Below are 12,034 nucleotides of genomic sequence, written 5' to 3'. Positions count from 1 at the left end.
TGCTTGACGGCCGATCTTGGCGGAGATTCCAAGCATGCCCTCCCGTAAGGCACTGGCCGTGCCGCTCGCCGCGCTCCTCGTCGCGGCTCTGACCGGCACCACCCCCGCCGCAGCAGCAGACACCCCCACGATCAAGGTCGAGAACAACGCGACCCAGCCGGTCTTCTCCCGGGCCGACGCCGTCAAGCAGACCGTGTACGTCGAGGTCGCCGGCACCGACAGCGACAACGACGGCGCCCCCGACCGGGTCGCCGTGGACATCCTGCGTCCCAAGGAGACCGACGCCGGGCTCAAGGTCCCGGTCATCATGGAGGCCAGCCCGTACTACGCGGGCGGCAACGACGTCGCCAACCACACCGTGGACGTGGACGAGAACGGCAACCCGCTCCCCACGCTCAGGTCGCTGTCGAGCAAGCTCGCCGCCGAGCCCTTCGCCGGCTACTACGACAACTACTTCCTGCCCCGCGGCTACGCCATCGCCCTGGTGGAGAACCTCGGCAGCGGCCGGGCCACCGGCTGCCCGACCTCCGGCGACCGCAACGAGACCGCAGGGCCGAAGGCCGCGATCGACTGGCTCAACGGACGCGCCCGCGGCTTCGACGCCGACGGCAACCCGGTCGCGGCCACCTGGTCCACCGGCAAGGTCGGCATGATCGGCGTCTCCTACAACGGCACCCTGCCCAACGCCGTCGCCGCGACCGGCGTCGAGGGGCTGAAGACGATCGTCCCGATCGCCGCGATCTCCAGCTGGTACGACTACTACCGCGCCAACGGCGGCGTCGTGGCCCCCGGCGGCTTCCAGGGCGAGGACCTGGACGTGCTCGCCAAATACGTCCTGACCAGGCAGAACGGCCAGGAGGCGTGCGGCGCGCTGATCGACTCCATCACCACGGGCCAGGACCGGATCACCGGCGACTACAGCCCGCTCTGGGACGCCCGCAACTACCTCGACGACGTGAACAAGGTCAAGGCCAGCGTCTTCGTCGTGCACGGGCTGAACGACTGGAACGTCAAGACCAAGCAGTTCGCCCAGTGGTGGTACGCCCTGGCCAAGCGGCACGTGCCGCGCAAGATCTGGCTGCACCAGGGCACGCACATGAACCCGTTCTCGCTGCGCACCGCCGAGTGGCTGCGCCAGCTCCACGGCTGGTTCGACTACTGGCTGCACGGCATCGACTCGGGCATCATGCGCGAGCCTCAGGCCGACGTCGAGATCGGCCCCGGCCAGTGGGGGCGGCACGCCTCGTGGCCGCTGCCCGGCGCCGCGGCCGTCCCGCTCCACCTGGGCTCCGGCGGGCACCTGGGCCTGCTGCCGCGGCCGCTGTCGCCGCGCGAGACGTTCACCGACCAGAAGACGAGGACGGCCGAGCAGCTCGTCGAGGCCACCGGCGCGGATCCGAACCGGCTCGCGTACACGACCGGTGAGCTGCCGGCCGACGTGCGGATCTCCGGGACGCCGACGGTGTCGGTGCGGGCCTCGGTGAAGGACGGCTCATCGCCGTACCTGACGGCGCTGCTCGTCGATTACGGCTCCGACGTCCGGGCCAACGGCACGCTGGTGCCGACGGGCGAGACGCTCTGTTACGGGCAGGGCGTGCCGGGCGACACCGGCTGCACCGCGCTGCGGACGCTCGGCACGGCCACGACCCCGTACAAGATCGTCACCCGGGGCTGGCTGGACGTGCGCAACCGCGTCCGCGCGGACCGCACGCAACCGCTGCGTGCGGGCAAGGAGTACGACTTCACCTGGGACTTCCAGCCCACGGATCATGTGTTCAAGAAGGGCCACCGGCTGGGCCTGGTGATCATCTCCACCGACTACGACTACACCCTGCGCTACCCGCCGGGCACGACGTTCACGGTCGCGCCCGGCCGGTCGGCGCTGAAACTGCCGGTGGTCACGCCAGCGCGCTGGTGACCGTCGAGTCGAGCGGCCCGACCTCCCACAGGGCGGTGAACGCGGTGGCGGCCATGACGCGCACGCCCATGGCGATCGCCTGCTCGTCCACGTCGAACGTGCCCTGGTGGATGTCGTAGGTGACGCCGTCGGGCGAGCGGGTGCCGAGGCGGGCGAACGCGCCGGGGACCGACTCGAGATACCAGGCGAAGTCCTCGCCGCCGAGCGACTGCTGGGTCGGGACGACCGCGCCCGCGCCCAGCACGCGCTCGGCGGCCTCGCCCAGCATCTCGACGCTGACCTCGTCGTTGACGACCGGCGGCACGCCGCGGGTGTAGTCCATGGTGGCCTCGATGCCGTAGGCGCTCGCGACCGACTCCAGCAGCGACTTGATCAGGTCGGGGGCGGCGTGCCAGGCCTCCTCGTCGAGGCAGCGCACGGTGCCCTCGGCCACGCCGTCGTCGGGGATCGCGTTGGCGGCCGAGCCGGCCTCGACGCGGCCCCAGACGAGGCTGAGCGAGGAGCGCGGGTCGACCCGGCGCGACAGCGCGGCGGGCAGCTCGGTGAGGATCTTGGCCAGCGCGAAGACGAGGTCGGCGGTCAGGTGGGGGCGGGCGGTGTGCCCGCCGGGGCCGGAGACCCGGACGGTCAGGCGGTCACAGGCGGAGGTGATCGGGCCCACGCGCAGGCCGAGCTGGCCGACGTCCACCCGCGGGTCGCAGTGCAGGCCGAAGATGCGGTCCACGCCGCTGATGCCGCCGTGCGCCATGACCTCAAGGGCGCCGCCGGGGGCCTCCTCGGCCGGCTGGAAGATCAGCCGGACCCGGCCGGGCAGGAGGCCCGCCGCGGCCTGCTGGGCGAGGAAGAGCGAGGTGCCGAGCAGCACGGTCGTGTGCACGTCGTGGCCGCAGGCGTGGCAGACCCCCGGCACGGTGGAGCGGTAGGGCACGTCCTTCTCGTCCTGCAGCGGCAGCGCGTCGATGTCGGCGCGCAGGGCGATCGTGGGGCCGTCGCCGCTGCCGACGTCGCAGATCAGGCCGGTGCCCTTGGGCAGCACCCGCGGGCTCAGCCCGGCGGCGGTGAGCCGCTCGACGATGCGCTGTGTCGTGCGATATTCGGCGAAGGCCAGCTCGGGGTGCATGTGGAGGTCGCGGCGGAACGCCACGAGATCCTGCTCACTCTCGGCCAGGAACGCGTCGAGTTCGCCTCGCAGCTCACGTCCCCGCATATGTCACCACTCCGTCCCAATGCCGCGCGCCCTGGAATCAACTGAAGCCGGCGCGGCTAGTGCGCTGTCGTACTCGTCATCCCGCCGTGGGGCCGCCCCCCGGTCGAGCGGCCGACTCGGCGAATCAAAAAACACCCGCTGGTTCGGGTGCGTGAGATCGTCGGCATGGGCTTGCGTGCGTCGGTCGCGCTGCCGCTGTGCAGCCAGGGAGCACAGCGGTCGGCCGTGAGCCCGGTGGCGATGGTCTCGACTCTATCGCTCGTCCGCGGCTCCGCGCCGACAGATACACCAAAAGTTAGCCGACTGCAGGTCCGTAACCCCTGCTTGTCACCTTACGTGATGTTCCGCCTGGTCCGGAAATAGTCACAAGGGATCAGTAGATGGTGACCCGTCGTCGCTACTTCCAAACGTGGTGCGTGATTCCGAATCCTGTCACCTTCTGTCATGGTCATCACACTTCGCGGCTGGCTGTTTTTGGGGTGAATCGGTGTTTCACTCGCAATATGATCACTACTATCCCGTTCGGGGAGAAGTATGCTGGGTTGAGCATCTTCGAGCCGAGTGAGGGGACCCTGGTGGTCGTACCCTCGCTCTCCCTTCCCCAGGACGAGCTCCGCCGCATCAAGGCGGCCAGGTCCTACGAGGAGCGTTTGCTCTTCCTCCTGCTGACGCTCCGGGAACCCGGGGTAAAGGTGGTCTACCTCTCCTCCGCGCCCATCGATCCCGGCATCATCGACTACTACTTCTCGTTCCTGCCCGATCCTGACGACGCCGCCAAGCGCCTCACGCTGATCACGCTCGACGACCCCTGGTCCCAGCCGCTGACCAGGACCCTGCTCGGCCGTCCCGACGTGCTGGAGCAGCTGCGGGCGGAGATCGACGGCGACGCCTGGCTGGTGCCGTTCGTGCTGAGCGAGCTGGAGGAGGAGCTCGCCTCGTCACTCAACGTCCCCATCTACGGACCGGCCACCTCGTACGCCTACTACGGCTCCAAGAGCGGCGCCCGCGAGATCGGCCACGAGGCCGGCGTGCCCATGGCGCGCGGCTTCGGCGACCTGCGGACGCCGCTGGAGATCGAGGAGGCCGTCGAGGCCCTGCCGGGCGAGCGGGTGATCATCAAGCTCAACGACGCCTACTCGGGGCTGGGCAACGCCATCGTCACCAAGTCCGACCGGTCGCGGATCGACTTCTCGGCCGGCGACGAGACCTGGGAGGCGTTCTCCGCCAAGATCAGGGACCGGGGCGCGGTGGTGGAGGAGTACATCGAGCACCGGCCGCTCTACTACCCGAGCGCCCTCGCGGCCATCTCGCCGGGCGGCCACGCCCGCGTGCTGGCCACGCACGACCAGGTGCTCGGCGGCGACAGCGGCCAGGTCTACCAGGGCTGCACGTTCCCCGCCGCCCCCGAGTACCGCGCCGAGGTGGACGCGTCCGCCGGGCGCATCGCGCGGGTCCTCGCCGAGCGCGGCGTGGTGGGCGTGTTCGGCATGGACTTCTTCGCGCTCAAGGCCGACGCCGGCTACGCGGCGCTGCTGTGCGAGATCAACCTGCGCATCGGCGGCACCACGCACCCGTACGGCGCCGTCACGCTGACCACCGGCGCCGTCTACGACCCCGGCACCGGCCTGCTCATGGCCGGCGGCCAGCCGAAGTTCTACACCGCGACCGACAACTACGCCGCCGGCTGCCTGCGCGGCCGCACGCCCCGCGAGGTCATGCGGACGGCCGAGCGCCTCGGTCTCGGCTTCGACCACGAACGCCGCACCGGCAACGTCTTCCACCTGCTCGGCGCGATCCCCGAGCACGGCAAGCTGGGCTTCACCTCGATCGGCGACTCCAGACAGGAGGCGGACGAGCTGCACGCGCTCACCCGGCGCCTCCTCAGCGCACTCTGAGCGCGCGGACCCCGAGGAACATCAGGACCAGGCCGAGCACGATGTTGACCGCGATCAGGATGCCGTGGACCACGTAGAAGGCGGTGGGGTGACCGTCGGCCAGGTTGAAGCCGAGGTTGATCCATTCAAAGATCATGAACGCGCCCAGAGCGACGAGGAACGCGGCGATCTTTCGTGACATGACCATCTCTCTAGTATCGAAGGTGGATCTTCGGGGGATGTGTCGCCACATGGGCATTCATCCAGGGCTACGCTGAGACCCGCCATGTGGACCAAAACCGTACTGATCACGGCGTTCGTCACGTCGGCCTCGCTCACCGGCGGGACCGCGTACGCCGCCCCGGCCACCCCGGTGGGCGGTCCGGCGCTGGGCAGCCGTGGCCTGGTCGCCCCCGAGGGCGTCAAGAAGCCGCCCAAGACCAAGGCTACGTCGTACGTCATCGCGGACGTGGACACGGGCCAGGTGCTCGCCGCCAAGGACGCCCACGGGCGCTACCTGCCGGCCAGCACCCTGAAGACGCTGACCGCGCTCACCCTGATCCCGAAGCTGAACAAGAACCTCAGGATCCGGCCCAGCCAGAACGCCTGCAACCAGGAGGGCAGCGCGGTCGGGCTCACGCCGAAGGCCACCTACCGGGTCGAGGACCTGTTCAGGGGCCTGATGATGACCTCGGGCAACGACGCGGCCATGGCGCTCGCCGAGGTCAACGGCGGCCTGGCCAAGACCATGCGGGAGATGAACGAGGAGGCCAGGCGGCTGCAGGCGAACGACACCGTCGCCAAGACGCCGAGCGGCCTCGACAAGCCCGGCCAGAGCAGCTCGGCCTACGACCTGGCGCTCATCGCCCGCGCCGGCCTGGCCAATCCCGACTTCCTCCGCTACATCAGCACCAAGACGGCGAACTTCCCGGCCCCGAAGGGCAAGACGTACCAGATCAGCAACCACAACAAGCTGCTCTGGCGCTACCAGGGCATGATCGGCGTCAAGAACGGCTGGACCTCCAAGGCCCTCGGCAGCTTCGTCGGCGCGGCCACCCGCGGCGGCCACACGATCGTGGTGAGCGTCATGCGCCACGAGGGCTACTTCTGGGAGGAGGTCGGCGAGCTCATGGACTGGGGCTTCTCGGTGCGGGGCAAGGTGACCCCGGTCGGGCAGCTCGTGGACCCGCTGCCGGCCCAGCAGCCGGCCGCGCCGCCGGCGCGGGCCTCCGGCGGCCCGGTCACCCAGGTGACCCCTGCCCAGCAGCCGCCGCTGCTGGACGCCGCCGCCCAGAAGCAGACCGACCGCACCAAGGCGATCGGGGCGGCCGTGATCGGCGGCGGGCTGCTGTTCGGGACCGTCTGGCTGGTGTACGGGATCCGCCGCCGGCGCCGCGCCGGCTCACGTCTCTGAGCCCTCCTCCGACGGCCGCACGATCGGCGAGGGCACCGGCGTGGGCGCGGGCGGCGGGCAGTAGCCGGCCGTGGCCGTCCAGGCGGCCACGTGCAGGACGAGCCGGGCCGAGAAGTTGATCCAGACGAGCAGGCCCACGATCACCGCGAACGTGCCGTAGACGGGGTTGCCGAGCGTCGTGGCGAGCAGCAGGGTGGCGAGCTGCTTGAGCACGCCGAACCCGATCGCGCCGATCACCGCCCCCTTGGCGATCACCTTGAACGGCTGGACCGGCTTGGCCACCCAGCCGAGCAGGATGACGAACAGCACCCAGTCGGCGGCGAGCCCGGCCACCACGCCCGCCAGCCGCAGCCCGAAGGTCGCCAGGGGCGACTCGCTGCCGAAGACGAGGTGCAGGACCTTGTCGGTCGCGCTGGTGGCGAACCCGCCGACCAGCACGGACGTGATCATGGCGATCCCGATCATCAGGAGCGAGGACAGGTCGCGCAGCTTGCCGACGAAGAAGTTGAGCGGCGGCTGGGTGGTCATGTAGATCTCGCGGAGCGCCCCGCGCAGAGCGTCCAGCGCGCCGAGCCCGGCGTAGAGCAGGCCGAGCAGGCCGATGACGCCGGCGGTCGCCTTGGCCTCGGCGATGGCCTTGAGGTTGAGCTGGTCGGCGATGCCGGGCAGCCGCTCGGTGATCGCGGCTTCGAGTGCCTGCCTGGTGGTCTCGCTGGTGGCCACCATGTAGCCGAGCACCGCGTACGCGAGCGCCACCAGCGGGAAGAACGACAGGAACGCGAAGTAGGTGACCGCGCCCGCCAGCCGGTCGCCGTTCTGGCCCTGGTAGCGCTGCACGCCGCGGATGAGGTGGTCGAGCGAGAGCCTGCGCACCCGCCAGTGGTCGACCGTCCGGCGCCCCCAGGCCCGGACCGCCTCGACGCGCCGCCACAGACTCGCCATTCCACGCCTCCAGGCCTCACCGGATCACGGTGGAGCATCTGCCCAGCCCGGCGCGCCGCACGCCCGCCGACCGGCGAGCCTACCGGCACGGCCCCTTGGTCAGAAGCCGTGGCGGGCGGCCCAGGCGGCGATCGCGGCGGCGATCTCGACCGGCCGGTCCTCGGTGGCGTGGTGCCCGGCCGGGCCGACGTGCAGGGTCTCCAGCGCCGCCACGTTGTCCGCGCACCACTGCGCCACCGCCGGGGTGATCAGCAGCGTCGGCGAGGAGTCGAAGGTGAGCAGCAGCTTCGGCACCTCGCCGGAGGCCCCCAGCCACTTGCCGAAGAAGGTCACCCGCTCGGCCACGTCGGCGGGCTCCCCGTCGAGCGGGAGCGAGCGCGCCCACTCCAGCAGCGGCCGGCGGCTCTCGCGCGTCGGGTAGGGCTCCAGGTAGGGCCGCAGGTCCTCCTCGCTCAGGGGCGTCAGCACGCCGCCGGTGTAGGCGGAGCGGATGAGGAAGTCGCCGTCGAGCACCAGCTTCTCGCCCTCGGGGCCGCGGATGGTCTCGGCGCGGCGGCGCGGGCCCTCGCCCAGCTCGTCCAGGCTCGTCCCGCGGACGACCGCCTCCATGAGCGCCACGCCCCGCACCCGTTCCGGATGCCTGGCCGCCCAGTCGCAGGCGAGCGCGCCGCCCCAGTCGTGGCCGATGAGCACCACGTCCTCCAGGCCGAGCGCGTCGAACCAGGCGTCCAGGTAGCGGGCGTGGTCGCCGAAGCGGTAGGGCAGGTCGGGCTTGCCCGAGCGGCCCATGCCGATGAGGTCGGGGGCGAGCAGGCGGCGTCCCGGCGCGGCCACGCCGGGCAGCACGTCCCGCCACGCGCGGGAGGAGGAGGGGTTGCCGTGCAGGAAGACGAAGGGGACGCCCTCGCCGGAGTCCTCGTAGTGGAGGGAGGAGCCGAGCACGTCGATCATCATGGCGTCGATCCGTTCGTTCGACTAACGTTTGTGGCCCTAACGATAAGTCGTTAGGGCGACTAACGCAATAGGCTCTGCGCATGACGGACGAGGACCCCATGGCGGGGCAGCCGACCCCGGCGGCCCTGCGCGCCCTGCCCAGCCGCACGTTGTCGCTGGTCGCGATGCAGGCCGACCGGATGGTCAGCGAGGGCCTGGCCCGCCTGGACGCCCGCAAGTGGCACTACGCCGCGCTCGTGGCGCTGCGCGAGGGCGGGCCCGTCAGCCAGGCCGAGCTGAGCCGGCGCACCGGCATCTACCGCAGCGACCTGGTCGCGGTCATCAACGAGCTGGCCGAGCGCGGTCACGTCGAGCGCTCCCCCGACCCCGCCGACCGCCGCCGCAACGTCATCCGGCTCACCGCACGGGGCCGGGAGCACCTCGACCGGCTCCAGGAGGTCGTCGCCGCCCTCCAGGACGAGTTGCTGGCCCCGCTCACGCCCGCCGAACGCGAGCAGTTTTCGGACCTGCTGACCCGCGTCCACGAGCATCATGCGCGCCGCTGAACACGAACCCCTTTCACCTTTCTGACCTGCGAAGACACCGAACGCCCTTCACCTTTTTCGGCTGTGCCGAAACCACTCACAGGCGGAGTCCTGGAGCCCTAGCCTGTGGGCAGTTGCGACAGAGCCAGGAGGCGCCACGTCCCATGACCGAGATCACGACCGGTCAGATGGTCCGGCTTCAGCGCGAGCGAAGGGGCATGAGCACCACCGCGCTGGCCACCCAGTCCGGATGCACCCCCAGACACATCGAACTCATCGAGCACGGCAAACGCACCCCCTCGCTCCCCCTCCTGCGCGAGATCGCCAAAGTGCTCGGCGTACGGACCGCGGTGCTGCTCGGCGAGACGCCCCGCGACTCGCACGAGCCCAGCAGGCCGCAGATCAGCGACATCGAGCGGGCCATGTTCACCTGCCGGCCCCTCGCGCCCGACCTCGAACCGCCGGACGCCGAGCAGCTCTCCGAACGGGTCGCGGCGGCGCGCGGCGCCTGGTTCAGCTCGGCCAGGCGCTACTCGATCCTCATGGCGGCGCTGCCGTCCCTGGTCACCGACGCCGAGAACCTGGCCGCCCTGCGCACGCCGCGTGCCCGCAGCGTCGCCACGGACGCGTACATGCTGGCCAGGGGCGTGCTCAAGCACCTGCAGCGGGTGGACCTCGCGCACCTCGCGGCCGACCGGGCCATGCGCCTCGCCGAGGAGTCCGAGGACCCGCTGACGATCGCGTGGGCGTACTGGAACCTCGGGCAGTCGATGTTGTCCGACGACATGCACCAGATCGCCTACGACGTCGCCAGGCAGGGCATCGAGCTGCTCGAACCGCACGTGCCCGACGGCGACGAGCGGCATCTCAAGGCGCTCGGCGCGCTGCACCTGCTGGCCGCCATCGGCGAGTCGCGCTCGGGTGACGACGACCGGGCGCGCGAGCGCCTGCGCGGCACCGCGAGCCGGCTCGCCGAGCGCGTACGCGACCACTCCGACGTCTACGACCTCGCCTTCTTCGGCCCCACGAACGTCGCCATCCACCTCGCCAGCGTCGAGAACGACGCCGGCCGCCCCGAGGACGTGCTGCGCATCGCCGACGACATCGACCTCACCGCGACCCCGTCCATCGAGCGGCGCACCACCCATCTCGGCGAGGTCGCCCGCGCCTGCGAGGACCTCGGCGACGACGCCGCCAGCCTGCTGCACCTGCTGCGGATCGAGCGCGAGTCCCCCGAGGAGCTGGACCACAAGCTGCTGCTCAGGGAGATGGTCCGGGCGCTGGCGCGGCGGGCCAGGCCGTCGTGGGCGCCCGAGGTCCGCCGGCTCGCCGAGCGCCACGGCATCCAGAACTGATCGAAACCGAACTCGTAGTTCGGTCCTGGCGAACCCGGAGTTCTTTCGCCCGAGTTCGTCACGGACCGGCGTCTCGGTGCCACGCTGCGTTCATGACCACAGCGCCGAGTGCCGACCTCGTCATGGAACGACTGCTTGAGGAAGCCGCACGGGAGTTCCCCGGCTGGGCGTTCGAACGACACCACGCCGGCTGGACCGCCGCCCGCGGCGACCTCCGGCTCACCAGGCCGAGCCTGGCCGCCCTCCGCGCGCTCCTGCGCGTGCACCGGGAGGCCAGGGAAGGCTGACGTCAGGACGCCCGCCCCGGGCCCGCCGCGATCCGTCCGGCCACCGCGTCGAGCACCAGGCCGAGGCCGAGGGCGAAGCGGTCCAGGGCCCGCTGCAACGTGTACGGCAGCGCGGTGTCCGACACCCCGAACGCCCCGGCCTCCTCCAGCGCGGCGAGCAGCGGGAAGCGCCCGTTCATGCGCTCCTCCAGGAACGGCGCCCGCCGCTCCCACCACTCGTCGTCGCTGCTGCCGGTCTGCGCGGGCGCCTGCTCGGCCTCGACCACGGCCGCCGCGGCGCCCCGCGTGTACGAGTCCACCGCCGCCACACAGCCCACCACGTCCGCCGCGGCCAGCCCGCGCCCGTGCAGCAGCGCCAGCGTGGCCTCGTACCGGGCGAGGACGTGGGGGCCGAAGACGGTGCGCGAGGTGGACACCTGCAGCAGCCACGGGTGGGCCCGGTAGGCGGCCAGGTCGGCCTCGGCGACGCCGCGCAGCCCGGCCCGCCAGCCCGAGGTGGCGTCGGGCAGCGGCTGCCCGCCCACCACCCGGTCGACCATCAGCTCCAGCAGCTCGGCCTTGCCCGGCACGTACGTGTAGAGCGACGCCGTGCCGATCCCGAGCTCCTGTGCCAGCGCCCGCATGGACAGCGCGGCCGGCCCGGCCCGGTCGGCCGCGGCAACGGCGGCGTCCACGACGGCGGCCAGCTCCAGCCGCTGCCTGGGCCCGCGCCGGGGGGCAGGGAGCCCGTCCCAGAGCAGGGCCATGGTCCGTGCGGGGTCGCCCCGGCCCGCGTACTCCATGACAGGGGCCTCCTTAAACTCCGAACAGCGTACGATGTTTTCATGAGCGAGACCGTCATCCCCCTCCTGCCCTGCCGGCAGCTCGACGACGTCCTGCCCTTCTACCGCGCGCTCGGCTTCGACGTCACCTACCGCCAGGAGCGGCCCAACCCGTACGCCGCCGTCCGCCGGGGCGGCGTCGAGCTGCACTTCTTCGGCGTGCCCGGGTTCGATCCCGAGCAGTCCATGGGCAGCGTGGTCGTGGTGGTGCAGGACACGGGGGCGCTGCACGCGGCGTTCGCGGCGGGGCTGCGGGCGGCGTTCGGCAAGGTGCCGGTGTCCGGGATCCCGAGGATGACCCGGCCGCGGCGCGTGCAGGGCACGTCGGGCGGGTTCGTCGTGGTGGACCCCGGCGGCAACTGGGTGCGGATCAGCCGCCGCAAGGAGGACGACGACGCCGGCGAGCCGGACCCGGCGGAGGGGCGGCTCGCGCGGGTGATCGCGGCCGCCGCCCGTCAGGCCGACGCGCGCGGCGACGTGGCGGCGGGCGTCAAGCTGCTGGAGACGGGCCTCGCCAGGCACGCGGCGGCGCCGCCCGCGCAGCGGCTGCCCGCCCTGGTCTATCTGGCCGAGCTGCGGCTGCGCGCCGGCGACCGGGACGCGGCGGCGGCGCTGCTCGCCGAGACCGCCGCGCTGGAGCTGACGGAGACGGAACGCGAGGCCCTGGCCGACGACCTCGCGGCCGCCACCGACCTCGCGAGCCGCCTCGGCCCCTGAGCCGGGGTCCGGCCCCTGAGT

The 12,034-nt window shown here is 71.7% G+C and carries 12 protein-coding genes; 7 read left to right on the top strand and 5 right to left on the bottom strand.

The window, feature by feature from the left end; all coding sequences use genetic code 11:
- Positions 1 to 34: 34 nt before the first annotated feature.
- On the top strand, positions 35 to 1,918 hold the full coding sequence (locus tag ACBR40_RS27735; protein ID WP_371250665.1) for a Xaa-Pro dipeptidyl-peptidase: 1,884 nt from the start codon (positions 35 to 37) through the stop codon (positions 1,916 to 1,918).
- On the opposite strand, the gene ACBR40_RS27730 is transcribed toward ACBR40_RS27735, so the two are convergent.
- Positions 1,899 to 3,125: a M20 family metallopeptidase gene (locus ACBR40_RS27730; RefSeq protein WP_364461646.1), complete on the bottom strand. Its 1,227-nt coding sequence runs from the start codon at positions 3,123 to 3,125 to the stop codon at positions 1,899 to 1,901. The two genes, ACBR40_RS27735 and ACBR40_RS27730, sit on opposite strands and share 20 nt — an antisense overlap.
- A gap of 542 nt (positions 3,126 to 3,667) precedes the next feature.
- On the opposite strand from ACBR40_RS27730, the gene ACBR40_RS27725 reads away from it, so the two are divergent.
- Positions 3,668 to 5,020 carry a peptide ligase PGM1-related protein gene (locus ACBR40_RS27725; protein WP_344216941.1) on the top strand — a complete coding sequence of 451 codons (1,353 nt, stop codon included), beginning with the start codon at positions 3,668 to 3,670 and terminating at the stop codon, positions 5,018 to 5,020.
- Here ACBR40_RS27725 and ACBR40_RS27720 read toward each other — a convergent pair.
- Positions 5,007 to 5,201 (bottom strand): SCO4848 family membrane protein, encoded by a 195-nt coding sequence (locus ACBR40_RS27720; RefSeq protein ID WP_344216939.1) that lies wholly within the window; start codon positions 5,199 to 5,201, stop codon positions 5,007 to 5,009. The two genes, ACBR40_RS27725 and ACBR40_RS27720, sit on opposite strands and share 14 nt — an antisense overlap.
- An 84-nt stretch (positions 5,202 to 5,285) precedes the next feature.
- Between ACBR40_RS27720 and ACBR40_RS27715 the strand changes: the two genes are divergently transcribed.
- On the top strand, positions 5,286 to 6,413 hold the full coding sequence (locus ACBR40_RS27715; protein WP_371250664.1) for a D-alanyl-D-alanine carboxypeptidase family protein: 1,128 nt from the start codon (positions 5,286 to 5,288) through the stop codon (positions 6,411 to 6,413).
- Here the strand turns inward: ACBR40_RS27715 and ACBR40_RS27710 are convergent.
- Together ACBR40_RS27710 and ACBR40_RS27705 are read right to left on the bottom strand one after the other, a co-directional pair.
- The gene (locus ACBR40_RS27710; RefSeq protein WP_344216934.1) at positions 6,402 to 7,355 is read right to left on the bottom strand and encodes a YihY/virulence factor BrkB family protein; all 954 of its coding nucleotides are present in this window, start codon (positions 7,353 to 7,355) and stop codon (positions 6,402 to 6,404) included. The genes ACBR40_RS27715 and ACBR40_RS27710 overlap by 12 nt on opposite strands.
- Positions 7,356 to 7,454: 99 nt before the next feature.
- Positions 7,455 to 8,309, bottom strand: coding sequence for a haloalkane dehalogenase (locus ACBR40_RS27705; protein ID WP_371250663.1), 855 nt, complete (start codon positions 8,307 to 8,309; stop codon positions 7,455 to 7,457).
- Positions 8,310 to 8,389: 80 nt separating this feature from the next.
- Between ACBR40_RS27705 and ACBR40_RS27700 the strand changes: the two genes are divergently transcribed.
- From ACBR40_RS27700 to ACBR40_RS27690, 3 genes are all read left to right on the top strand, one after another.
- Positions 8,390 to 8,854, top strand: coding sequence for a MarR family winged helix-turn-helix transcriptional regulator (locus ACBR40_RS27700; protein ID WP_371250662.1), 465 nt, complete (start codon positions 8,390 to 8,392; stop codon positions 8,852 to 8,854).
- A 143-nt stretch (positions 8,855 to 8,997) separates the two neighbouring features.
- Entirely contained in the window at positions 8,998 to 10,188 is a 1,191-nt protein-coding gene (locus ACBR40_RS27695; RefSeq protein ID WP_344216928.1) for a helix-turn-helix transcriptional regulator, read from the top strand.
- A 92-nt stretch (positions 10,189 to 10,280) separates the two neighbouring features.
- Complete coding sequence (locus ACBR40_RS27690; RefSeq protein ID WP_344216926.1) at positions 10,281 to 10,475, top strand: hypothetical protein; 195 nt, start codon at positions 10,281 to 10,283, stop codon at positions 10,473 to 10,475.
- Between the two features lie 2 nt (positions 10,476 to 10,477).
- Here ACBR40_RS27690 and ACBR40_RS27685 read toward each other — a convergent pair whose 3' ends face one another.
- On the bottom strand, positions 10,478 to 11,257 hold the full coding sequence (locus ACBR40_RS27685) for a TetR/AcrR family transcriptional regulator C-terminal domain-containing protein (RefSeq protein WP_344216925.1): 780 nt from the start codon (positions 11,255 to 11,257) through the stop codon (positions 10,478 to 10,480).
- A gap of 42 nt (positions 11,258 to 11,299) precedes the next feature.
- Here ACBR40_RS27685 and ACBR40_RS27680 point away from each other — a divergent pair, with 42 nt between their 5' ends.
- Entirely contained in the window at positions 11,300 to 12,013 is a 714-nt protein-coding gene (locus tag ACBR40_RS27680; RefSeq protein WP_371250661.1) for a hypothetical protein, read from the top strand.
- The last annotated feature ends 21 nt before the right edge of the window (positions 12,014 to 12,034 follow it).

The organism is Nonomuraea sp. AD125B, assembly GCF_041402765.1.
Taxonomy (GTDB): Bacteria; Actinomycetota; Actinomycetes; order Streptosporangiales; family Streptosporangiaceae; genus Nonomuraea; species Nonomuraea bangladeshensis.
This window is presented reverse-complemented; position numbering and strand designations above follow the sequence as displayed.